Below are 22,584 nucleotides of genomic sequence, written 5' to 3'. Positions count from 1 at the left end.
GTCGCCTTCATCGCGGGCAAGCCTTGCTCCCACAGATATTTCCTCGCCACAAAAGCGCCGTTGCCAATCAGTGGCGTTGAGGCCTAGCGCGGTTTCTCGGGTTTGTAGCCCAAGCGCAAGCCACCCCAATGACGCCCCTTGAGCATGATCGGTACGGAAAGGTCATGCATCAACTCACCCGTGTCGCGGGTGTAAGTCTGGAGTAGCACCGGCTGCTGGTGGCTGCCGCAGCGGATCCCGGTGCGATCGGAAAACTTGCGCTTGGTGCGGTTATTCAGCGTGTCCACCTGTGGGTCGCCGGTCAGCGGTTGGCTGAAGACCTTGTTATGGGTCGGCACGTAGCCCTGCTGGGTGCAGGCAATCGCAAATACCAGGCCCTCGTGCCGGGCCAGCAAAGGCTCCTGGATCGCTGGCAGTACCTGGTCGGTGTAGCGGTCGAAGCGGGTCTGGTACTTGGCCGGCTGGGTATTGGGGATGGGCTGATAGTTACGGTCGAACAGATCCTCCAGGCTGACACGGCCCTGGTCGATGTCGGCCTCGAACTGCGCGGCGATCTGGCTCGCGCCTTCCCGTGCCAGGTCGTAGACCCGTTGGTGATAATCGTCGAGGCCCACCTCCGCCAGACGCTCACTGATGGTTTCTGCCTGGCCTTCCATTTGCACCGCCGCATCGGCCAGGCGCTGGGTCTGCTGGTCGCTGATGGACAGGTCGCTGCGCATCTGCTCGATAGCGTGGAACAGGCTGTCGAGTTGTTCACGATTGGTGTCAGTGCCTTGGGCAATGGCACTGACCTGGGTTTCGACGCCTTCTGCAAGCCGGGCGATGTTTTCCAGGTGCTGGCCAGTGTGCTCGACCTGCTGCACGCCGCTGTCCAGGTCAGCCGCCAATTGCCGGATCTGCTCCACCACCTGGGCGGTGCGTTGCTGGATGTCCGCCACCATCACCCCGACTTCACCGGTCGCCGCAGCCGTACGCCCGGCCAGACCACGGACCTCATCGGCCACTACCGCGAAACCGCGGCCATGCTCACCGGCCCGTGCCGCCTCGATGGCCGCGTTCAGCGCCAGCAGGTTGGTCTGGCTGGCGATCGATTGGATCACCAGGCTGACCCGCTGGATTTCATCGCTGCGTACGCTCAAGGCTTCGATCAACTCACGGCTGTCGTTTGCCCGTTGGCTGAGCTGGTGCATGCGACTGATGGATTCCACCAGCTCGCCGCGCCCGGCCACGCTGCTACGATGGGCTTCGCTGGCGGCGCCCAGGGCTTGCTGGCTGAGTTGCGAGGTGGCTTGTTCGGTGGCGATCATCGATTCGGCATTGCTGACGATCTGCGCCGCCGCGTCGAGTTGGGACTGAACCCTGCCGGCCAGTTGCTTGACCGAATAGGCGACACCAGCCGCTGACAGCGCGTTATGACTGGTGGTGTAGGACAGGTCGCGGGTCAATTCGGCCAGGGTGTCGGTCGTGGGAGCAGGCACAGTGGCCAGGCGCGAACGCAGGCGCGGCAACCAGACGATGAGCATGACCAGCGGCAAGCCCAGGTACAGCGACCAGCCGCCCAGGGCCATGCCGCACAGCAACAATGCCAGGGCGAGACTCTGCAAGGTCGGCGTCAGCCAGCGCGCCGTGCTTTTTGTCTCAGGTACCGAGGCCGGCACCGCACCCGCCAGCGTTCCGTCTGTCGCCATGTTCGTCACCCACACTCTCGTTGTTATAACTGCATTAAACGCCACTACAGAGCCATTATCCATGGTCCATTAGTCGCGTTCTTGCAGCAGATCAATGGGAGCTGACGAACGAGCACGGGCGAAAGCAAAAGATCGCGGCCTTCGTCAAAAGGTCGCGATCTTTTTTGCGCAAAACGCGAATCAGGCCTGACGCTGGTGCTTGTCGATCTGTTCGTGACGTTCCTGGGCTTCGATGCAGTACTTGGTGGTCGGGCTGATCAGCAGGCGCTTGAGGCCGATCGGCTCGCCGCTGTCGTCGCACCAGCCGAAGCTGTCGTCGTTGATGCGGTCCAGGGCCTGCTCCAACTGAGGCAGCATGCGCTGGTCGCGATCGATGGCGTTGACCAGCCAGGTACGCTCTTCTTCTACGGAAGCAGCGTCCGCCGGGTCAGCCGGGGTGTCCAGGCTCTCAATGGCGATTCGGTTCTGTTCGATGCGCTCGTGGGTTTCGACCTTCATGTTCTGCAACAGCTTGGTGAAGAAAGCCAGCTGCTCGGCATTCATGTAGTCATCCGCCGGCATGGCCAGCAACTTTTCCTTTGTCATTGATTTCTCTATAAAAAAACGTGCATTAAGGCGAATTATGGAGCGTCCCGCAGCGCAGCTGCCACGCTCATCGGGAAGGCGCCGTCTATTCCAAGCGCCACCCGGCACTCAATTTACGAGGGGCGGCAGTCTAAGGCCGAGTCGAGGCCTCAGCAACTGAAAACATAGGGAAAATGTCCGACAACCCCTTCAAATGTTCTCTGACAGGCTTTTAGCAGTCATCGGAGTGCGTTTATAACAAGAAATTCGGTGCAATAGCTGTATTAAGAAGACAAATGGCAACGCCACGCGGGTCAGGCGTGGCGCTTTGTCGCAACCTTCGGGGGCTCAGCGCTTGAGTTTGCGCTTGTTGCGGTACTGGTCGATGACCACCGCCACCACGATGATCAAGCCCTTGATGATGTCCTGGATGTAGGCATCGACACCGACAAAGGTAAAGCCGCTGGCCATCACCCCAAGGATCAGCGCCCCGATCACGGTCCCGGTGATGCGCCCCACCCCGCCCGCCAGGCTGGTGCCGCCGATCACCGCCGCGGCAATCGCGTCCAGTTCATAAGACATCCCCATGCCCGCTTGGCCGGTCGCCGCCCGCGCCGAGGCCACCACGCCGGCCAGCCCCGCCAGCAACCCGGCGATGCTGTAGACGATCACCAAGTGGCGCTTGACGTTGATGCCCGACGTGCGTGCCGCCTGCATGTTGCCGCCGATGGCGTAGGTGTATTTACCGTATTTGGTGTAGCGCAGGGCGATGTGGAAGATCACCGCCACCACCAGGAAGATGATCACCGGCATCGCCCCGTGACCGATGGCGGTATAGGAATCGGACAACATGCTCACCGGCTGGCCCTCGGTGTAGTAGCGCGCCAGCCCCCGGGCCGAGACCATCATGCCAAGGGTGGCAATGAACGGCGGGATGCCGGTAATGGCGATGATGCTGCCGTTGATCGCCCCGGCCAGCAGCCCTACGCCGAGCCCCGCCACCACCGGTATCCACACCGGCAAGTCCGTCAACGAGGGAAACACCGCCCGGGCGAAGTCCGAGGTCTGGGCCAGGCTGGCGGCGATCATGGCCGACAGCGCCAATACCGAGCCGGACGACAGGTCGATACCGGTGGTGATGATCACCTGGGTGACGCCGATGGCCAGCAGGCCGATGATCGACACTTGCAGGATCATCAGCACCAGGCGCTGGGAGTTCATCAGGAAGCTCTGGTCGCGCATGATCCAGCCGAACATCTCGAAGACCAGGCCGATGCCGATCAGCACCAGGAAGATACTCAGTTCCGTCGGCAGCCGCCGGCGCGTCCTGGCCGGTGCCGCAGCGGGTTTGTTTTCCAGTATCGCGTTCATAACCATTCACCTTTTTTATCTGGACTGACGGGCATCAGGACAGGCCCGATGCCAGTTGCATCACTCGTTCCTGGGTCGCTTCGCTGCGGTCGAGGGTGCCCATCAAGTCGCCTTCGTGCATCACCATGACCCGGTCGCTCATGCCCAGTACTTCCGGCAGTTCCGAGGAAATCATGATCACCGCCATGCCCTCGCTGGCGAGGTAGGCAATCAGCCGGTAGATCTCGGCCTTGGCACCGACATCGATGCCACGGGTCGGCTCATCGAGGATCAGGATGCGCGGATTGGTCATCAGCCAGCGGGCCAGCAGCGCTTTCTGCTGGTTGCCGCCGGACAAGGTGTCGATGCACTGCTCAAGGGATGGGGTCTTGACCCGCAGTTTCTTGCACATGTCCTCACACAAGGCGCGCAAGGCTTTCTGCTGGATGAAGCCGTTGCCGACGTAATGGGGCAGCACGGCCATTTCCATGTTCTCCAGCACCGACAGGCACGGAAACAGGCCGCTGAGCTTGCGATCCTCGGTCAACAGCGCGAAGCCCTTCTCGATGGCCATGTGCGGATCGCTGATGCGTACCGGTTGGCCGTCCAGCAGGATTTCACCGCCGGTACTCGGGGTCACGCCGAAAATCGCCTCGGCCACGTTGGTCCGGCCCGAGCCCATCAACCCGGCGATACCGAGAATCTCCCCGGCATGCAGGTCGAAGGACACGCCTTTGAAGATGCCGTCCAGGCTGAGGTCGCGCACCGACAGCACCAACTCGCCGATGGGCTTCTCGCGAACCGGGAACAACTGGCTCAATTCGCGCCCGACCATCATCGAAATCAGGCTGTCACCGTCCATGCTGTCGGCCCGTTGCAGGCCGATGTAGGCACCGTCGCGAAACACCGCCACTTCATCGGCGATAGCGAACACTTCGTTCATTTTGTGGGTGATGTAAATGATGCCCTTACCCTGGGCCTTGAGGTCGCCGATGATCGAGAACAGGTGGGCGACTTCCGTCTCGGTGATGGCCGAGGTCGGCTCGTCCATGATCAGGATGTCGGAGTCGTACGAGACGGCCTTGGCGATCTCGACCATTTGCCGCTCGGCAATGCTCAGGTTGCCCACTTGCTCTTCAGGATCGAGGTTGATGCGCAGGCGTTCCAGTAGCCGGGCGGTGCAGCGATGCATTTCACCGTGATCGACCATGTGCAGGCCGTTGAGCTGCTCGCGGCCGATCCAGATGTTTTCGGCGATGCTCATGTGCGGCATCAGGTTCAGTTCCTGATGGATCATCGCGATGCCGGCCTGCAAGGCTGCCAGGGGGGTGTCGAATTTCACCGGCTTGCCGCGCAGGCGCAGTTCACCGGCGTCCGGCTGGTAGATGCCGGCGACGATCTTCATCAAGGTGGATTTGCCCGCACCGTTTTCGCCCATCAGGGCCAGCACGGAACCGGGGCGTACCCGCAACTGTACATCGGACAGGGCCACCACGCCGGGAAAGCCTTTGCTGACATTGACGACTTCCAGCAGATACGATTCATCAGGTATTACATCCGGCCGGAAGGTCATCGCCGGGGCGCTCGAAGCAGTCGCTGAAGCGAACATGATCAGGTACTCCCTCGGCAAGGTCAGTGGACGACCCTGCCTGTTTATTGTTGTGGTAGCAGTACGTTAAACGTCATTTGAACTGATCGACGTTTTCCGGCGTGATCAGGCGATACGGCACCCAGACGGCCTGCTCGACCGGCTGCTTCTTGACCATTTTCACCGCAGTGTCGATCGAACCATCGGCCTGGCCCTTGGCGTCCTGGAACACCGAGACCGCCATGTCGCCTTTCTTGATGGCATTCAAGCCGTCCGGCGTGCCATCGACCCCGGCAATCAATACGGTGCCCTTCTCAACGCCCGCTTGTTTGAGTGCCATGGCGGCGCCGATGGCCATCTCGTCGTTGTTGGACACCACGGCCTGGAATGCGCGGCCCCGGGTCAGCCAGTCGTTGACCAGGGTCATGCCCTTGTCCCGCGACCAGGTACCGGTCTGTTCTTCTTCGATCTTGATGCCCGGGTACTTGGCCAGCACGTCCTTGACACCCTTGGTACGGTAGGTGGTGGAGTTGTTGGCCAGGTCACCCAACAAGATGACGATGCTGCCCTTTCCGCCCATCTTGTCGGCCAGGTATTGCATCTGCATGTGCCCGGCTTCCAGATCATCGGAGGCGACGGTGACCACCCCTTCCGGCAACTTCGACTCGTCCGGGCGGCGGTTGACGTAGACCAGGGGGATGCCGGCGGCCACGGCGGCCTTGGTGATGCGCTGGGTCGCGGCGGTGTCCACCGGGTTGACGATGAGCGCATCGACCTTCTGGCTGATGAAACTTTCCACCTGGCTCAGTTGCTTGACCACATCACTGCGCGCGTCTTCGAACTGCAAGGTGACGCCGTCCGGGAAGGACTTGGCTTTCTTGTCCATGGATTCGCGCAGGTAGGTCAGCCAGGTGTCATCGAACTGGGACATGCTGACGCCGATCTTCAGGTCCGCCAGGGCTGCGCCGCTGGTGAGCATCAACGACAGGGCCAGCGAGGCGATACGGGTCTTGGTCTTCATGAACGGTCTTTCTCCACTTTTTTGTTGGTCTTATGGATAAGGCGTAGCGGATCAGGAACGGGGCAAGCGCACGATGGGCGCACCGGGCATGCAACACACCACGGCGCCTCCGCGCTGGATACACAGGGATTCGAACAGGGGAAGGACTGCGGACAGGCGTAGCAGATGTGGCAGGTGAAACGCAGAGCGGCTGAAGGTTTTCATCGACGGTACCTAGCTGTGTTTCTTGTTTTTGTTTCGTCCTTCATCCATTCAAGGCGGGGCCTGGCAGGAGGCGGACAGGATTGTCGGTAACCTGGAATCGACTTTATTGGAAAATATTTTCCATATCAACTCATTTTAGAATTTTATTAGTTTTTTGTTCCATGACCGATTGGCGCAGCCAAAATCACCACTTCGCCCTGCTCGGCGCTGCGCCTTGCAGCGTCCAGGACGCGCGTGGTCGCCAAGGCATCACGGGCCTCCACCGGCAGTGGCCCAGAGCCCTGTAACGCAATTTGCAGGCGCTGATAGAACGCCAGCCAACAGCCGCGCTCCGAGGTCACCCGCTCGCGCTCGGTGCCGTGTTCGAACCAGCCCCAACGCCGATGCTCTTCAGCGCCCCAGCGTTCGCCCTCGGTCGCCGGGCTCAATCCCGCCAGCGCCTGGGCCTCTTGGCCGTCCAGGCCTTCGACGGTATAGCAGCCCTGGGTGCCATTGACCCGAAAGCGCGGACGCGGGGCGTTTTGCACGCAATTGCCACTCAAGTGGGAAATCACGCCGCCGGCATGGGTCAAGGACATAAAGAAGCCGTTATCGAACACCTGGCCTGGCTGCCGGTAGTCCAGCTCGGCATAAACCCGCGTCACCGGCCCGAACAGTTGCAGCGCCTGGTCCACCAGATGACTGCCCAGGTCACGCAGAAATCCGCCACCACTGCCCTTGCCCACCGACATCGGCGAATAGCGCTCGACGCTGGATTCAAAACGAATGATTTGCCCAAGGGCTCCAGATGCCAGCAGTTTGCGCAGGGTCAGGAAATCCGAATCCCAGCGACGGTTCTGGTACACGCTCAACGGCACGTTGCGTCGTTCGGCGGCCAGCACCATCGCCTCGGCCTGCACGGCGTCGGGGGCGAACGGTTTGTCGCTGACCACCGCCACGCCGAGTTCGATGGCCTGCAGCACAATGGCCGGGCGACCATCCAGAGGCGTGGACACCACCACCGCATCGACGCCGGCCGCCACCAGTTGTTCGAGAGTGTCGAAGGCCTGGACGTGCGGGTAATCACTCGCCAGTTGCTCGCGCCGCTCGGCGGACCGGGTCACCACGCCAACAAACGTAGCCCCCGGCAGGCTGCTGATCAGCGGCGCATGAAAAAACCGCCCGCCCTTGCCATAGCCCACTAGTCCGATTCGCATGAAAGCTCCTTATTTGGATATAACACCGCCCCGTGGGAGCGAGCCTGCTCACGATGGCGTCGGATCAGCTTGCATTATGTTGACTGACCCACCGCTATCGCGAGCAGGCTCGCTCCCACAATTCGACCGAGTACCTTTTGGGTGAACGCGGTCGACTGTGGGAGCGGGCTTGCTCGCGAAGACGGCGGTAGATTCAACATTGAGTCGACTGACACTACGCCTTCGCGAGCAAGCCCGCTCCCACAGGGGGATTGTGGTTAGCCGTAGAAACGCGGCCGCTCAGGCAGTTCGACCTTGACGATCTGCCCGCTTTGCTGGGCTTCAACACAGGCATCCGCCGCCACGGCCGCGGCAAAGCCATCCCAGGCCGACGGCCCGCCCACCTGCCCGGCGCGCACGCCGTCGATGAAGGCCTGCAATTCGACGTCGTAGGCCGCGATGAAGCGATCCTTCCAGTCCATCAGGATCGCGTTGGACAGCTTGGCACCGCTGCGCAGTTGCACCTGGGACGGCTCCGGGAGCTTGGCGATGCCGGTCTCCCCCACCACTTCGCACTGGATGTCGTAGCCGTACTGGCAGTTGACGAACACCTCCACGTCGATGCGCGTGCCCTTCGCAGTTTCCAACAGAACGATCTGCGGATCCCGCAAGTGCGCCAGGGCCTTGCTGGTCTTGCGCGGGAACACCACCTGCACCGAGACGTAGTCATCGGCCAGCAGCCAGCGCAACACATCCAGTTCATGGATCAAGGTGTCGGTGATGGCCATGTCGGTCTTGTAGTTTTCGCCAACGCTCGGATTGCGGTGGGCGCAGTGCAGCATCAGCGGTTCACCGATCTGCCCACTGTCGATCACCGCCTTGAGCGCCCGATAACCTTCATCGTACGGGCGCATGAAACCGACCTGCACCAGGCGCTTGCCGTGGGCGATTTCGGCCTCGACGATCTTGCGGCAGCCTTCGGCCGTGACGGCCAGGGGCTTTTCACAGAACACCGGTTTGCCCGCCGCTATCGCCGCCAGCACGAACTCTTCGTGGCTCGGGCCCCAGGAGGTGACGAGGATCGCCTCCACGTCCGGCGCCTTGATCAACGCATGCCCGTCGGGGTAGACCTCGGCGGTCAGCTTGAGATCGGCAACGACCTTGGCCGCTTGTTGCAGGTTGATGTCGGTGACCGCCACCACCTGGCTGTTGAGCAAGGTCTGGCTGCAACGACGGATGTGGTCCTGGCCGATGGCCCCGGTGCCGATGACGCCCAGCTTCAAAGACATGGAAAACTCCTTTCGTATTGGTGGGGCAATCAATATTGACGGGCCTTGGCCAGTCGCTCGTTAAGGGTCTTGGCAACCGCATCGGTGCGGGCGCTGGTGGAGACTTGCGCCACGCCGACCCGCCACCACGACAGGTATTTGTGGATCATGGTCTTGGGCAGGACCTTGATGTCGATCAGCGTCGAGACCGTCTGCAATCGCGCATCGGCCAGGGCCGCGTGCAACTCGTCGAGGGTCTTGACCTTGTAGGTCTTGCAGCCATAGGCCGCGGCACTCATGGCGAAATCCACCGGTACGAAACCGCCATCGAGCTTGCCAGTCTCGGGGTTGCGGAAACGGAACTCGGTGCCGAAGCTGTCCATGCCGTGTTCCATTTGCAGGTTGTTGATGCAACCGAACGTCATGTTGTCCAGCAGCACCACATTGATCTTGCGCCGCTCCTGGATCGAGGTCGCCAATTCCGAGTGCAGCATCATGTAGGAGCCATCGCCCACCAGGGCGTAGACCTCTTTGTCGGGCTCGGCGAGCTTCACCCCGAGCGCCGCATTCACCTCGTAACCCATGCACGAATAACCGTACTCGAGGTGATAGGTGTTCACGCCCTTGCTGCGCCAACTGCGCTGCAAGTCGCCGGGCAAGCTGCCAGCGGCGGCGACGATGATGGCGTCATCCGCCAGGGTCTCATTGAGCGTGCCCAACACGCGGCTCTGGGTCAGGCAGGAACCGGTGAGCTCGATGAATTCACGAAACACCGCCGGGTCCATGTGGTCGTTGATTTCCGGGACGAAATCCTCGGTCTGGAAGTCGGCCTGATAGATCCGGTCCACTTCGGCGTTCAGCTGGGCCTTGGCATCGGCGACCTGCCCACCCCATTCGGCGCGATAGTCGCCCATCGCCGCCGACAGTGCCTCCAGGCCCGCACGCGCGTCGGCCAGCAGTTGCACGCCGTCGAGTTTCAGGGCATCGCACGGGCTGATGTTGAGATTGAGAAATTGCACGTCCGGGTGCTGGAACAGCCATTTCGACGCCGTGGTGAAATCGCTGTAGCGAGTGCCGATACCGATGATCAGGTCGGCCTTCTTGGCCAGCAGGTTCGCCGCCAGGCAACCGGTTTCACCGACGCCACCGACGTTCAGCGGATGGCTGGACACCACCGCGCTCTTGCCGGCCTGGGTCTCGGCGAACGGAATATCGAAGCGTTCGGCGAAGGCCTGCAACGCGGCATTCGCTCCGGAATACCGCACGCCGCCACCGCAGATGATCAACGGCTGGCGCTTGCCCTTGAGCAGCGCCAGGGCATCGCCGAGCATCGCCTCGGTGGGCAGACGACGGTCGATGCGATGGACGCGCTTTTGCAGGAAGTAATCCGGGTAATCGTAGGCTTCGGCCTGTACGTCCTGGGGCAGCGCCAGGGTCACCGCGCCGGTTTCGGCCGGGTCGGTCAGCACGCGCATCGCATGGATCGCGGCGGTCATCAATTGCTCGGGGCGGTTGATGCGGTCCCAGTATTTGCTCACGGCCTTGAAGGCATCGTTGGTGCTGATGCTCAGGTCGTGGAACTGCTCGATCTGTTGCAGCACCGGATCCGGCTGGCGACTGGCGTAGACGTCGCCGGGCAACAACAGCAATGGAATGCGATTGGCCGTCGCCGTGGCGGCGGCGGTCAACATGTTCGCCGCGCCAGGACCGACCGACGAGCTGCAGGCGTAGATCTTGCGGCGCAGGTGCTGCTTGGCGAAGCCGATGGCGGCATGGGCCATGCCCTGCTCGTTGCGGCCCTGATGGACCACCAGATCGCCGCTGTCCTGCTCCAGCGCCTGGCCCAGGCCCAGCACGTTGCCGTGGCCGAAAATGGTAAAGACCCCGGCGACGAACTTGCTCTGGACGCCATCGACCTCGATGTACTGGTTATCGAGGAATTTCACCAGGGCTTGGGCCATGGTCAGTCGTGTTGTGGTCATGCTTGCACCTTGTCTGGAATGCAAAATTTGCAGCTGACTTAGCCCTTTGTGGGAGCGAGCCTGCTCGCGATAGCGGTGTGTCAGGCGCCTATGTGTTGAATGTGCTACCGCTATCGCGAGCAGGCTCGCTCCCACAGGGGGACTTCATCATTCTGATTACTGTGTCAGGCCTGTTGGTTCTGCAGGTGATTCATGCTCGCCCCCAACGCCTGGCGAATGTCGGCCAGCTCATGGACGCTCTCGGCAAACGGCTCGAAGGACAGGTAGCCCTCGTAACCACCGGCCCGCAACGCCTCGATCTGGGCGGAATTACCGAGGATGTCGGCCTCGCCCACCAGCACCCGATGACCATCACGGATCGTCGCCAACGGCGCCTGGGCATCCTCGACCCCGGAGATGTGCACCAGCCCGGTCAGTTCGGGAAAGAATTCCTGCTCGCCCGCCAGATGATGGTGGAAGGTGTCATGCACCAGGCGAAACACGTCGAGCCCGCCGATGCTCTTGATCGCTTCCACCGCCGTACGCTTGCGCCGCAGCGAGCACTCCTCGAAACCCAGGGGTTCGATGAAACCGTAGATGCCGAAGGCGCGCAGGATCGGCGCCAGTTCGCTGAGGGCCGTGCGCAACCCCGCCGCGCGTTCAGCTTCGCTGCGTGGGTCGGCGCGGTCGTTGAGCGGGCACATCACCAGCCCCTCGGCGCCGCATTCGCGGGCGTAATCGGCCAGGCGCACGGCCTGGGCGCGGCGCTCTTCGTTCCACGCATCGAAGGGGTACAGGGCGTTGATCGACAGCACCTTGATGCCGCGCGCCTCGCACAACTCACGTACGCGAGCCGGCGGCATGCCGTCTTCGATCTCGACACCCTTGAGGTCGTTGCGGATCTCGATGGCATCGGTTTTCAACGCCAGGGCCAGGTCGATGAAAGCGGGCAGTGACAAGCGTGGGGCAACCATTCGGTTCAAGGCAAAACGCAGGGGCTTGTTCATTATTGTTCTCCCTCCGGCAGTCATTCAAAAATGAGTTATTGGGCAGTCGGCATACTGAATTCAGGGCCTTTGGCAATGCTGTCGGGCCAGCGTTGCATCACGCTTTTGTAGCGGCTGTAGAAGCGCAGGCCTTCCTCGCCGTAGGCATGATGATCGCCGAACAGCGAACGCTTCCAGCCGCCAAAGGAATGCCAGGCCATGGGCACCGGAATCGGCACGTTGATGCCGACCATGCCGACCTTGATGCTGCGGGCGAACGCCCGGGCAATGCCGCCGTCACGGGTGAAGCAGGACACGCCGTTGCCGAACTCATGGGCGTTGATCAGCGCGACTGCCGTGGCGAAATCCGGCACGCGAACGATCCCAAGCACCGGGCCGAAAATCTCTTGCTGGTAGATGCTCATTTCGGTGGTGACCTGGTCGAACAGCGTCGCCCCGACAAAGAACCCCTGCTCAGCTCCCGGCACTTTGAAACCACGGCCATCGACGATCAGGCGAGCGCCTTCGGCCACACCGGCGTCGATGAAGCCTTCGACCTTGGCCTTGTGCTCGGCGGTGACCAGCGGCCCCATGTCGGTGCCGGGCTGCTGGCCGTCGCCGATCTTCAACTGATCGATGCGCGGCAACAGTCTGGCAATCAATTCATCGCCCACATCCCCCACCGCCACGGCGATGGAAATCGCCATGCAGCGCTCACCAGCCGAACCGTAGGCCGCACCGATCAACGCATCCGCCGCCTGGTCGAGGTCGGCGTCGGGCATGACGATCATGTGGTTCTTGGCCCCGCCCAGGGCCTGCACGCGCTTGCCGTTCGCGGTGCCCTGCTGATGGATGTACTCGGCGATCGGCGTGGAGCCGACAAAGGAAATCGCTTCGATGTCCGGGTGCTGCAACAGCGCATCCACCGCCACTTTGTCACCCTGGACCACGTTGAACACACCGTCAGGCAAGCCAGCTTCCGTCAGCAGCCGGGCCATCAGCAAACTGGCGGAAGGGTCACGTTCCGAAGGCTTGAGGATGAAGCAGTTCCCCGTGACCAGCGCCAGGGGAATCATCCACAACGGCACCATCACCGGGAAGTTGAACGGCGTGACCCCGGCGCACACGCCCAGGGGCTGGCGCAGGTTCCAGTTGTCGATGCCGCCACCGATGTTGTCACTGAAATCGGTCTTGAGCAGGCTCGGCGCACCGCAGGCGTACTCGACGATCTCGATGCCCCGGGTGACTTCGCCGTGGGCATCGGACAGCACCTTGCCGTGCTCGCGACTGATGATCTGCGCCAGTTCGTCGTGGTGACGATCGAGCAATTCCTTGAACTTGAACATCACCCGCGAACGGCGCAGGGACGATTGCTCGGACCAGGCCGGAAACGCCGCCAGCGCCGAGGCCACCGCCGCATCGACGGTGCCCGGCTCGGCCAGGGCGACCCGGGCTTGCACCGCGCCGGTGGCCGGGTTGAAGACCTTGCTGAATCGCGCGCCGTCGCTGTGTTGCACGTGGCCGTTGATGTAATGGCCTACTACCGGGGCGTCACTCATTGTTCTTGTTCTCCGTGCAAAGGGTGGAATTCAGAGGTCGAGCAGCCAACTGTGCTGCGGGTCGTTATGGAACTGCCAGACCCGCTTCGGGCCGGCCATGACGTTCAGGTAATACGACTCGTACCCGTAGGGCACGCTGACCGGGTGGTAGCCCTTGGGCACCACCACCAGGTCGCTGTTTTCCACGGCCATGGCCTGGTCGATGCTGCGATCGTCGGTGTAGACGCGCTGGAACACGAAGCCCTGGGACGGGTTGACCTGGTGGTAATAGGTTTCTTCGAGAAAGCTCTGGTGCGGCAAGTCGTCGGTGTCGTGCTTGTGCGGCGGGTAGCTCGAGGAGTGCCCCGACGGCGTGCGCACTTCCACCACCAGCAGTGAATGGGCGGGCTCGCTGTCCGGCAGGATGTCGCAAACATAGCGGGTATTGGCGCCCTTGCCGCGTACGCTGCGCTTCATGCTGTCCGGACGGATCAGCCGTGGGCCGTAACCGTTTTGCGCGGAACCCGGCGCGGCACACACGGCAATCTGTACATCGCTCAGGGCGGTAACCTGGGCCTGGCTGCCGGGAGGCAAATAAGCGGCATAGGGCGATTTGTCCTCGAACACCGACTGGCGATCACCGAGGTTGTCCCAATCGAAGGCGCCCTGCCCCGGTGCTTCGCCCTTGAGGCTGATGCGCCCGCTGAGCAGCACCAGGCATAATTCCTTGTCGCCGGCAGCGACCGGCAGGGTTTCGCCGAGGCTCAGGCGATAGGCGGCGAACCCGACATATTCCAGTTCGCCCGCCGGCAACTGAACCATGGTCTGGCCGCTGGAATGGCTTTTGATCAACAGGCTCATGAAGCAGTCCTCTCTTGCAGCAAGGCGCGCAGGGTCTCGTAGCCTTTCTTGGCGTAGGCATAACTCGGCGCCACGGCCGGGTCCTGCTCGGCTTCCACCACCAGCCAGCCTTGGTAATCGGCGGCCAGCAACACATCGAGCAACGCGGCGAAGTCGATGTCGCCGTCCCCCGGCACAGTGAAGGTGCCGTTGATGATGCAGTCGGGGAAGCTCCAGAGGTTGTTGCGCGCCAGTTGCACCACCGGTTTGCGCACGTCCTTGAAGTGCACATGGCAGATCCGTTCGATGTGTTTGCGCAGCACCTGCAACGGTTCGCCACCGCCCATGTAGCAGTGACCCGAGTCGAACAGCAGGCCCACTTCACTGCCGGTCAGGGCCATCAGCTTGTCGATGTCGGCGGGCGATTCGACGTAGGCGCCCATGTGGTGGTGATAGGCCAGGCGCACGCCTTGGGATAAGGTGAAGCGCGCCAGTTCGGTGAGTTTGTCGGCGTAGGCCTGCCAGGCTTCATCGGTGTGAAAACGCGGCCGTTCGACCAGCGAGATCCGCTGGCCCTGGATCGAGTCGGCGACTTCGCCATACACCAGCACCGTTGCGCCGTTCTGCGCCAGCAGCTCGACGTGGCTGGCAATGGCGTCGATCTCCTCGGCCGCCGAACGCCGGGCCAGGTGACTGGAATACCAGCCGGAAACCAGCGCCAGATCATAAGGCCGCAGCACATCGCCAACGCCCTTGGCGTCCTTGGGGAACTTGCCGTTGAGTTCGAAACCTTCGTAGCCGATGGCCTTGCCTTCGCTCAGCGCCGTGCTCAACGGCGTCTCACCGCCCAACGATGGCAAGTCGTCGTTGCTCCAGGAAATCGGGTTGATGCCAATTCGAATAGCGGGCATGGCTGCACCTTTTATTGTTTTTCAAACTGAATATCGAAAACCGTTTGTGAGTACATCATTGTGGCGAGGGGATTTATCCCCGCTGGGTCGCGAAGCGGCCCCCTTAGAGTTGAATGTAATTTGCCTGACTCACCGAGTTGCCGGATTTGGGGCTGCTTCGCAGCCCAGCGGGGATAAATCCCCTCGCCACAAGAGCCGGCGCAACATCCATCAGGCCCGCGCAGCACGCCACGCCTCGATCAACTCCACAAACCTGCCCTGCACCTGGCGGATCAGCGTTTCATCATCGATTTCCCCGGCCAGCCAGGCTCGGCTCGGTTCCTGGAAGATCGTGCGACCCACGGCAAATCCGCGGCAGGTGCTGCTCTGGCTGGCCTGGCGGAAACCTTCGGCCAGTGCGGCGGCCGGGGCGTTGAGGCCTAGCAGCACGACGCCACGGCAATACGGATCGCGCTGTTGGATCAACTCGTCGAGTTGTTTCCACTCGTCCGCGCTCTGGGCTTCGATTTTCCACCATGCCGGGAAAATACCCAGGTTGTAGAGGCGCTTGAGGGCACGATAGAGCACGTCCGGGTGCGGCGATGGATGATCCTTGGGCGGAATGACTTCCAGCAGCAATTCATGACCGCTGACCTGGGAGGCCTTGTACAGCCCCATCAATTGCGCTTCCTGCTCCAGGCGCAGCAGCGGTTCGTCATCGGGGTGAAATTGCACCAGGCACTTGATGATCTGTTCCCGGGGCCAGGCGATCAGGTTGCTGCCAATGGAGCGCCCGTGTTCGAACGCCAGTGGCCGCGAATTCTGTACTTCCACTGGCCGCGCCACCCACCAGCCACGTCCGGTCGCGGCGTTCAGCGAATCCTGGCCGAAACGTTGATCGGCGAGCAGACCGACGTCAGCCTCAACGCCCTGACGCCGCAAGTCGGCTTCGACCCGCTCCACCGCCTGGATGAACAGTTGCTTGAGTTCGCCTATGCAACTGAGGTCACGACCGCCCTTCTGGGCCAGTTCCACCAGTTGCCAACGATGGTCGAAAGCAAAGATGAACAGCTGTTTCCAGGCCTTGCGGGGTACGCTGACCTGATGCAGCCGTTGCAGCACGGTGTCCTGGTCCGGCCGGGTAATCGGCACCGGGCTCTTGAATAGATAGTCGAGCTCGGCCCGAGTCGGCATCGCTGGCGCACAGGCATGACGCGACACCACCAGGCCACCGCAGGCATTGGCCAATTGGCAGCAGCGTTCATCGCTGGCGTCCTCCAGCCAACCGGCGAGAAAGCCCGACATGAATGCATCGCCGGCGCCCAATACATTCAGCACCTCGACCCGCACCCCCGGGTAAATCGCGCCGTCTTCGAGTCGGGTCGGGATGGCACCGTGGATCACCGTGCAACCCTGCGGGCCGAGCTTGACCACCAGGGTCGCCGCCGTCAGCGAACGCACGGTACGCAACGCACTCAGCAGGTCTTCGCTGCCGCCGGCGATCAGGAATTCTTCTTCGGTGCCGACGATCAGGTCGAAACGCGGCAGGATACTCTGCACGTGCTGGCTGACTTTCTGGTCGGCGACGAAGCGGGTTTCTCCGTCGGCCTTGCCCGCCAGGCCCCAGAGCACCGGACGATAATCGATGTCCAAGACGCGCTTGACGTTGTGTCTCTCGGCGTAATCCAGCGCCTGGGTGCTGGCCTTGTAGACGCTTTCGGTAGAAAAGTGAGTACCAGTGATCAGCAGCGCCTTGCTGGAGGCAATGAAGGCTTCATCGATGTCTTCGGCGCGCAGCGCCATGTCGGCGCAATTTTCCCGGTAGAACACCAGGGGAAAGGTTTCCCGGTCCTTGATCCCCAGCAGGACCAACGCCGTCAGGCGTTCGGGATCGACCTTGATGCCACTGACATCGCAGCCTTCGCGCGCCAGGGATTCCACCAGGAAGCGGCCCATATGGTCGTCCCCTACCCGGCTGAGCATCGCCGACTTGAGCCCCAGGCGCGCCGTGCCGAAGGCGATGTTGGCCGACGATCCACCCAGATACTTGGCGAAGCTCGAAACATCTTCCAGACGCGCGCCGACTTGCTGCGCGTAAAGGTCGACACCCAGGCGTCCCAGGCAGATCACATCCAATTGACGCCCACTGGCAAAACGAGTCTGGCCCATGCTGGCTCCTGTTATTTTTATCAGCCTGCGCTTGTCGCCCGGACCGGCGACAACGCTGTTGGTGGATGCAGACTAAAACGAGCAGCAGGCAATAATCAATAATTATTCTATAAATTTTTTACGTGGAATATTTTTTCCAATACGCTATGAGCGAAGCCAACCAGACGCAGTGCATCGTTTCAGCACCTGCTGCAACATTTGTCCACCCATGATTTTCCCTGCGCCTACGCTGTAGACTGCGACCAGCCAACCTATTGTCGAGGGCCGGCCTTTTTTCGGGCCGCCCTATAAGAACAAGCCAGAAGGATTTCCTATGACCCGCCCCGATGATCTGCCGGCGCCGTCCGAGAGCGCGTCCGACCTCGCCCTCTCCAGCCCACCGATCAATGCCGAGCGCCTGCTGCAACTGATCACCGATGAATACGAAAGCCTGCCGCGCCAGCTCAAACGCATCGCCAGCTACATAAGCCAGCAGAGCGACCGGATCATGGTCGACCGCATCAGCGACATCGCCCGCGAATGTGAAGTGCACCCTTCGGCCATCGTCAGGTTTTCCCAGCGCTTTGGCTTCAGCGGGTTCAGCGAAATGCAGGCGTTGTTCCGCGAGGCCTACACCCACAAGACCACGCCGGTGCAGAACTACCAGCAACGCATCCGCAGCATGATCGCCAACAAATCGCAGAAAGCCAGCGGCGGCGACCTGGCCCGCGAGTGCATCAATGCCACCCTGTCGGGCATCGAGCGCCTGGGGCTGGAGTTGGATGACCAAGCATTCGAAAAAGCCGTGGACCTGGTGGTCAACGCCGACAACATCTATGTGGTGGGCGTGCGCCGTTCATTCGCGGTAGCCGATTACCTGGTCTACAACCTGCAACACACCAATAAACGCATTCACCTGGTATCCGGCCTGGGCGGCAGCTACCGCGAGCAGATGCGCAGCGTGCGAGCCAACGACCTGGTCATCGCCATCAGCTTCACGCCGTACGGCAAGGAAACCCAGCATTGCCTGCGCATTGCCCAGCACCACCAGGCCAAGACGCTGATTATCACCGACAGCAACCTCTCGCCCCTGGCCAAGCGAGCCAACACGGTGTTGCTGGTCAACGAAGGCAGTTCGTTCGCCTTCCGTTCGTTGAGTGCCACGTTGTGCCTGTGCCAGGCGTTGTTCATCGCCGTGGCCTACCGGCTGGAGCTCAAGGTCGATGAAATCCATGAACAGGTTGGGTTCGAGGATTAACCTCCGTTCCCATGAATCGCTAAAGGAGAAGCCATGAAACTGATCGGCATGCTGGACTCGCCCTACGTACGACGCGTCGCCATTTCCGCCAAGTGCCTGGGCATTGCCCTGGAGCACGAGTCGGTTTCGGTGTTCAGGCATTTCGAGCAATTCCAGCGCTTCAACCCGGTGGTCAAGGCTCCTTCCCTGGTACTGGACGATGGCACCGTGCTGATGGATTCCACGTTGATCATTGACTACCTGGAGGCCTTGGCCGCGCCTGGGAAAAGCTTGATGCCGGCCGACATTAGGCAACGAGCGCGCTCACTGCGCCTGCTCGGCCTGGCCTTGGCAGCGTGCGAGAAATCGGTGCAGATTTACTATGAGCGCAACCTGCGGCCGACGGAAATTCAGCACGCGCCTTGGGTTGAACGCGTGGAAGGCCAACTGGCGGCGGCTTATGGAATGCTGGAACAGGAATTGGAGAAACAACCGTTGAGCACCGACGGCTCGATTGATCAGGCCGGCATCACGGCGGCTGTGGCGTGGAGTTTCACCAACCTCGTAGTGCCGGACCAGGTGCAGGGCAAGGCTTTCCCGCTGATCAGCGCCTTCACGGCTTATGCCGAAGGGCTGGAGGCGTTTGTCAGCACGCCGATGGAATAGTGGAGACACCCAAGAACCAGTATAAGAGCTCAGCTAACACACAGTTGGGGATGTTCACAGATCCGGCCTTCACCCCACCCCCCTGTGGGAGCGAGCCTGCTCGCGAAGGCGTTGGATCAGCCAGCATCAATATTGACTGGCACACCGCCATCGCGAGCAGGCTCGCTCCCACACTGGTTCTTCGATGAAGCTCGCTATCAAGCCAACGCCACTTCTTTTGTTTCAACGGCCTTCGGCGCCACCTCGAAGCGTTCTTCCAGAAATGGCGTGATGTCCAGCGGCAACGGCTCGTTGTTCACCAGCTTGTCCAGCAGTACCCCGGTGATGGCCGAAGTCAGGATGCCGGTACGGAAATGCCCGCAGGCGTTGAGGTAGCCTTCCACGCCTCGCATCGGCCCCAGGATCGGCAATTCATCGGGAGACCCCGGGCGCAGGCCGGCCCAGGTCCGTTTCAGGTTGATGTCGGCCAATTGCGGGATACACCGCACCGCACCCTGCACCAATCCTTCGATTTCAGGGTAGGTAGTGGTCACATCGAACCCCTTGTCTTCGGTAGTGCTGCCAATCAGGATTTCGCCGTTGTCTTTCTGCGCCACATAGCAGTCGCTGGTGGTCAGGCAGCCGTTGAGGATTTTCGGCATGCGTTCGGTCAACAGGATCTGCCCCTTGACCGGCTTGACCGGAATCCGTACGCCAGTGGCCTGTTCGCTCAGGTCCGCCGCCCAGGCACCCGCCGCGTTGATCAGGGTCCGGCAGGTGAAGGTCCCGGCTTCGGCGGTTTTCACCCCGGTGACCCGCGACCCACTGCGCAGGACTTCAGTCACGCTGGTGTTGAAGAACATATCGACGCCATTCTGCCGGGCGCCTTCGGTGTAGGCGTCGGCCAGACGGAAAGGGCTGACCTGGTGATCGCATAAAAACTCCAGCGCTCCCAGGGCTTCATGGCTGACATTCGGCTCCGCCTCGCGCAAGGCCGCCTGGTCAAGCCAGCGCACCTGGTCGGCCAGGTGCGGGATGCAGGCAACGATGTGCTCGGCGTACAAACGGTCTTCGTCGTCGTAGATCACGAACTTGAGCCCGGTCTCCTCGAACTTGAAATCCATGCCATGGTTGTCGATCAACTCGCGGTGCAACTGCGGATACATCGCGTTGGACTGCAAGGCGAAATCGAAGAACGACTGGGGCAGGATGTGCGGCGTGCTGGCATCCACCGCCACGGCGGCACCCTGGGTCTGGCGCTTGCGATTGGCCGACATCATGCGAAAGAAGATCACTCCGCACCCCAGGCCCACCGACTCACCGATGGCCCACAGTCCACCCGCCGACGCGCGGGTCGCATTGCCTGGGCGCTTGCTGTCGATCAGGGCGATCTTCAGGTGTTTGCGCTTGGACAGTTGATAGGCACAAGAGGCCCCGATCACACCGCCACCGGCGATGACCACGTCATAGTCCTTAATCATGGGAAACGGCCTCCATGCCGACGTTCTGGAACGCTGAAAAGGGAATAGGATCGATAGGGAAACGCGGCCGCAGCCAGCCCACGTCGGCACGTCCGGTGGCTTCGCGCAATCGATCGCTGCAATAGCCGACGCACATCCGCCCCTGGCAATCGCCCATGCTCACGCGGGTGCGCATCTTCAGGCTGGCCATGTCTTGTACGCCTTGCTCCAGCGCCCGGTCGATGTCGGCGCGAGTGGCGTGCTCACAGCGGCAGATCACCGTATCGGCCGCCGGCAATGCGGTTTGCCCGGCACCACGCTGGGTGTAGCGATCCACGGCGGCGCGAAAGCGGATGATCCGCTCCAGTTGCGCCTGGTAGCGTTCGCGCTGCGCCAGGGCCGTGGACGGGTCCAGCACGTTGCGCTGCATCAGGATCGACAGTGCCGCGATGCGTCCGCTCAGCATGGCGGCTTCACCGCCGCGAATCCCGCCCATGTCGCCGGCCAGGTGAATGTGCGCTTCGCTGCTTTGTTGCCAGGCATCGGACACGGCCCGCAAATAGCCGTCCTCGCTGAAACCGTGCTCCAGGCCCATCTGCTGGCTCAATTGAGTGCGCGGGATGAACCCGTAGCCGACCGCCAGCGTCTGGGCCGGTATCTGTTCGGCACGTTTCAGGTCGGGCTCCCAGGTACTGGAATACGGCGCGACGGTGACATGGCTCAGCTCACCCTCGCCGTCCGCCTGGACTACACCCCAGCCGTAGCGTACCGGGATGCGATTGAGCTTGAGGTAGGCCAGCATGCTCAGGCCATCGAGAAACAGTTGCGGCTTGTTCAGCAGCGCCAGGCTTTCCTTGGCGATCCGGCCAAACGCACAGGCCTCATAGACACCCGCCACCGCCACGCCCGAAGCGTGCAGTTGGCAAGCCACCAGCGGCAGCAACGGCCCCGTTCCGGCGATCACCACCGGGCTCGGCGGCCTGACCACGCCGCTCTTGATCTGCAATTGCAGACCCCCGAGCATCATCACTCCCGGCAGGGTCCAGCCAGGAAATGGCACGCTGCGTTCGTGACAACCGGCCGCCAGGACCAGGTGCGAATAGGCCATCTCGCGCAAGCGTTCGTCAGCGTCCAGCAGCATCAGCGCCCGGAAGCCTTCGGCGCCAATGACACGGCTGCTCAATCGCACGTCGATCAGCCCGGCGTGTTGCTGGAATTCACCGTGGAGTTTCTCCAGGGCTTCGCTGTAGCGCGGGCCCAGGTAATCCAGGCGCACGCCATCGCGCAACGGTCCGCGATACACCACGCCACCCAGGCGCGGCGCTTCTTCGAGCAAGGTGCAACGCACCCCGTGTGAGGCCAGTTCAATGGCCGCCGCCATACCCGCCGGCCCACCGCCGACAATCACCGGATCGAGGTTCATGGCGCCTCCGTTTCGGTGATACGGTTGACCCGGGTTTCGATCTGCATGCCCGGGCGTACCAGGGTCTGGCAGGCGCGGCGCTTGTGGCGACCGTCGATCTTGACCAGGCAGCATTGGCACACGCCCATGCCGCAGTAGGCACCGCTGATCTGGTCGTGATCGTTGCGGGCCACCTGACGTTGGCCCAGAGATTGAATGACAGTGAGGACGGTTTCACCCTGGGCGGCGCTGACAGCCTGCCCGTCCAGGCGCACGGTCATATCGGCCCGGGTCAACGGCTGGATATCGAATTTTCGGCGTAGAGAGTCTTGAGGTTGCATCATACTGCTCTTCCTTGAAGGTTCTTTGAGGTCTAGGCTCCTGGCGGCACACCCTCACCGTTTACATCGATACCCTATAGCAACGGTGCGCCAAAGCGGGGCATGAAGATGCAACAGGATAGTGCGCGCGAAATTTATGTTAGGGATTATTTGTGACCAAGTGTTGATCCAGGCCAGCGATTCGGCTCGCCGGCTCATGAACTTTTTTTCAGAAAGCCGACAGGTATTCTTTGGCAAAATGCTGCGCAATCGCTCCAATTTCCCCACACGGTACCGCC

At 61.8% G+C, this 22,584-nt stretch carries 18 protein-coding genes; 2 read left to right on the top strand and 16 right to left on the bottom strand.

The annotated features are described in order from the left end of the window. Positions 1-83: 83 nt before the first annotated feature. From AC30D9_RS18630 to AC30D9_RS18570, 13 genes are all read right to left on the bottom strand, one after another. Positions 84-1,688 (bottom strand): methyl-accepting chemotaxis protein, encoded by a 1,605-nt coding sequence (locus tag AC30D9_RS18630; protein ID WP_490144556.1) that lies wholly within the window; start codon positions 1,686-1,688, stop codon positions 84-86. Between the two features lie 180 nt (positions 1,689-1,868). Beyond that, positions 1,869-2,273, bottom strand: a complete 405-nt coding sequence (locus tag AC30D9_RS18625; protein WP_003202859.1) for a TraR/DksA family transcriptional regulator — start codon at positions 2,271-2,273, stop codon at positions 1,869-1,871. Between the two features lie 327 nt (positions 2,274-2,600). Continuing rightward, positions 2,601-3,623, bottom strand: a complete 1,023-nt coding sequence (locus tag AC30D9_RS18620) for an ABC transporter permease (RefSeq protein ID WP_014337878.1) — start codon at positions 3,621-3,623, stop codon at positions 2,601-2,603. Between the two features lie 34 nt (positions 3,624-3,657). Next, a complete protein-coding gene (locus AC30D9_RS18615) occupies positions 3,658-5,211 on the bottom strand; it encodes a sugar ABC transporter ATP-binding protein (RefSeq protein WP_490144555.1) in 1,554 nt (517 codons plus the stop codon). Positions 5,212-5,284: 73 nt separating this feature from the next. Then, the gene (locus AC30D9_RS18610) at positions 5,285-6,211 is read right to left on the bottom strand and encodes a sugar ABC transporter substrate-binding protein (protein ID WP_134923920.1); all 927 of its coding nucleotides are present in this window, start codon (positions 6,209-6,211) and stop codon (positions 5,285-5,287) included. Positions 6,212-6,561: 350 nt separating this feature from the next. Next, positions 6,562-7,611 carry a Gfo/Idh/MocA family protein gene (locus tag AC30D9_RS18605; RefSeq protein ID WP_490144554.1) on the bottom strand — a complete coding sequence of 350 codons (1,050 nt, stop codon included), beginning with the start codon at positions 7,609-7,611 and terminating at the stop codon, positions 6,562-6,564. A gap of 257 nt (positions 7,612-7,868) precedes the next feature. Then, positions 7,869-8,879, bottom strand: a complete 1,011-nt coding sequence (gene iolG, locus AC30D9_RS18600) for a bifunctional inositol 2-dehydrogenase/D-chiro-inositol 1-dehydrogenase (RefSeq protein ID WP_307571044.1) — start codon at positions 8,877-8,879, stop codon at positions 7,869-7,871. A 29-nt stretch (positions 8,880-8,908) separates the two neighbouring features. Then, positions 8,909-10,840, bottom strand: coding sequence for a 3D-(3,5/4)-trihydroxycyclohexane-1,2-dione acylhydrolase (decyclizing) (gene iolD / locus AC30D9_RS18595; protein ID WP_490144553.1), 1,932 nt, complete (start codon positions 10,838-10,840; stop codon positions 8,909-8,911). A 164-nt stretch (positions 10,841-11,004) separates the two neighbouring features. Further along, complete coding sequence (locus tag AC30D9_RS18590; RefSeq protein WP_490144552.1) at positions 11,005-11,826, bottom strand: TIM barrel protein; 822 nt, start codon at positions 11,824-11,826, stop codon at positions 11,005-11,007. A 35-nt stretch (positions 11,827-11,861) separates the two neighbouring features. Further along, positions 11,862-13,364, bottom strand: coding sequence for a CoA-acylating methylmalonate-semialdehyde dehydrogenase (locus AC30D9_RS18585; protein ID WP_307571047.1), 1,503 nt, complete (start codon positions 13,362-13,364; stop codon positions 11,862-11,864). A gap of 30 nt (positions 13,365-13,394) precedes the next feature. Continuing rightward, positions 13,395-14,204 (bottom strand): 5-deoxy-glucuronate isomerase, encoded by an 810-nt coding sequence (gene iolB, locus AC30D9_RS18580; protein ID WP_307571048.1) that lies wholly within the window; start codon positions 14,202-14,204, stop codon positions 13,395-13,397. Further along, positions 14,201-15,094: a myo-inosose-2 dehydratase gene (gene iolE, locus AC30D9_RS18575; RefSeq protein WP_134923913.1), complete on the bottom strand. Its 894-nt coding sequence runs from the start codon at positions 15,092-15,094 to the stop codon at positions 14,201-14,203. Before iolE ends, iolB begins: the two co-directional genes overlap by 4 nt. A gap of 210 nt (positions 15,095-15,304) precedes the next feature. Then, the gene (locus tag AC30D9_RS18570) at positions 15,305-17,242 is read right to left on the bottom strand and encodes a bifunctional 5-dehydro-2-deoxygluconokinase/5-dehydro-2-deoxyphosphogluconate aldolase (protein WP_490144551.1); all 1,938 of its coding nucleotides are present in this window, start codon (positions 17,240-17,242) and stop codon (positions 15,305-15,307) included. 313 nt (positions 17,243-17,555) lie between these two features. Between AC30D9_RS18570 and AC30D9_RS18565 the strand changes: the two genes are divergently transcribed. After that, the gene (locus AC30D9_RS18565; protein WP_134923911.1) at positions 17,556-18,479 is read left to right on the top strand and encodes a MurR/RpiR family transcriptional regulator; all 924 of its coding nucleotides are present in this window, start codon (positions 17,556-17,558) and stop codon (positions 18,477-18,479) included. A 33-nt stretch (positions 18,480-18,512) separates the two neighbouring features. Continuing rightward, positions 18,513-19,124: a glutathione S-transferase family protein gene (locus AC30D9_RS18560; protein ID WP_490144550.1), complete on the top strand. Its 612-nt coding sequence runs from the start codon at positions 18,513-18,515 to the stop codon at positions 19,122-19,124. 197 nt (positions 19,125-19,321) lie between these two features. On the opposite strand, the gene hcnC is transcribed toward AC30D9_RS18560, so the two are convergent. Genes hcnC through hcnA form a run of 3 tightly spaced genes read right to left on the bottom strand, consistent with a single transcriptional unit; the run spans position 19,322 to position 22,306 of the window. Further along, positions 19,322-20,584, bottom strand: a complete 1,263-nt coding sequence (hcnC, locus tag AC30D9_RS18555; protein WP_490144549.1) for a cyanide-forming glycine dehydrogenase subunit HcnC — start codon at positions 20,582-20,584, stop codon at positions 19,322-19,324. Further along, on the bottom strand, positions 20,577-21,986 hold the full coding sequence (gene hcnB, locus AC30D9_RS18550; RefSeq protein ID WP_490144548.1) for a cyanide-forming glycine dehydrogenase subunit HcnB: 1,410 nt from the start codon (positions 21,984-21,986) through the stop codon (positions 20,577-20,579). Before hcnB ends, hcnC begins: the two co-directional genes overlap by 8 nt. Next, entirely contained in the window at positions 21,983-22,306 is a 324-nt protein-coding gene (gene hcnA, locus AC30D9_RS18545; RefSeq protein ID WP_167659385.1) for a cyanide-forming glycine dehydrogenase subunit HcnA, read from the bottom strand. Before hcnA ends, hcnB begins: the two co-directional genes overlap by 4 nt. Between the last annotated feature and the right edge of the window lie 278 nt (positions 22,307-22,584).

Source organism: Pseudomonas sp. DF11 (assembly GCF_058148565.1).
Note: the sequence above shows the minus strand (reverse complement) of the source record. Positions and strands in the feature narration are given on the sequence as shown.

Excerpts from the sequence above, each read along its gene's own strand:
- AC30D9_RS18630 (WP_490144556.1), bottom strand. The coding sequence starts at position 1,688 with ATGGCGACAGACGGAACGCTGGCGGGTGCGGTGCCGGCCTCGGTACCT.
- AC30D9_RS18625 (WP_003202859.1), bottom strand. The coding sequence starts at position 2,273 with ATGACAAAGGAAAAGTTGCTGGCCATGCCGGCGGATGACTACATGAAT.
- AC30D9_RS18620 (WP_014337878.1), bottom strand. The coding sequence starts at position 3,623 with ATGAACGCGATACTGGAAAACAAACCCGCTGCGGCACCGGCCAGGACG.
- AC30D9_RS18615 (WP_490144555.1), bottom strand. The coding sequence starts at position 5,211 with ATGTTCGCTTCAGCGACTGCTTCGAGCGCCCCGGCGATGACCTTCCGG.
- AC30D9_RS18610 (WP_134923920.1), bottom strand. The coding sequence starts at position 6,211 with ATGAAGACCAAGACCCGTATCGCCTCGCTGGCCCTGTCGTTGATGCTC.
- AC30D9_RS18605 (WP_490144554.1), bottom strand. The coding sequence starts at position 7,611 with ATGCGAATCGGACTAGTGGGCTATGGCAAGGGCGGGCGGTTTTTTCAT.
- iolG (WP_307571044.1), bottom strand. The coding sequence starts at position 8,879 with ATGTCTTTGAAGCTGGGCGTCATCGGCACCGGGGCCATCGGCCAGGAC.
- iolD (WP_490144553.1), bottom strand. The coding sequence starts at position 10,840 with ATGACCACAACACGACTGACCATGGCCCAAGCCCTGGTGAAATTCCTC.
- AC30D9_RS18590 (WP_490144552.1), bottom strand. The coding sequence starts at position 11,826 with ATGAACAAGCCCCTGCGTTTTGCCTTGAACCGAATGGTTGCCCCACGC.
- AC30D9_RS18585 (WP_307571047.1), bottom strand. The coding sequence starts at position 13,364 with ATGAGTGACGCCCCGGTAGTAGGCCATTACATCAACGGCCACGTGCAA.
- iolB (WP_307571048.1), bottom strand. The coding sequence starts at position 14,204 with ATGAGCCTGTTGATCAAAAGCCATTCCAGCGGCCAGACCATGGTTCAG.
- iolE (WP_134923913.1), bottom strand. The coding sequence starts at position 15,094 with ATGCCCGCTATTCGAATTGGCATCAACCCGATTTCCTGGAGCAACGAC.
- AC30D9_RS18570 (WP_490144551.1), bottom strand. The coding sequence starts at position 17,242 with ATGGGCCAGACTCGTTTTGCCAGTGGGCGTCAATTGGATGTGATCTGC.
- AC30D9_RS18565 (WP_134923911.1), top strand. The coding sequence starts at position 17,556 with ATGACCCGCCCCGATGATCTGCCGGCGCCGTCCGAGAGCGCGTCCGAC.
- AC30D9_RS18560 (WP_490144550.1), top strand. The coding sequence starts at position 18,513 with ATGAAACTGATCGGCATGCTGGACTCGCCCTACGTACGACGCGTCGCC.
- hcnC (WP_490144549.1), bottom strand. The coding sequence starts at position 20,584 with ATGATTAAGGACTATGACGTGGTCATCGCCGGTGGCGGTGTGATCGGG.
- hcnB (WP_490144548.1), bottom strand. The coding sequence starts at position 21,986 with ATGAACCTCGATCCGGTGATTGTCGGCGGTGGGCCGGCGGGTATGGCG.
- hcnA (WP_167659385.1), bottom strand. The coding sequence starts at position 22,306 with ATGCAACCTCAAGACTCTCTACGCCGAAAATTCGATATCCAGCCGTTG.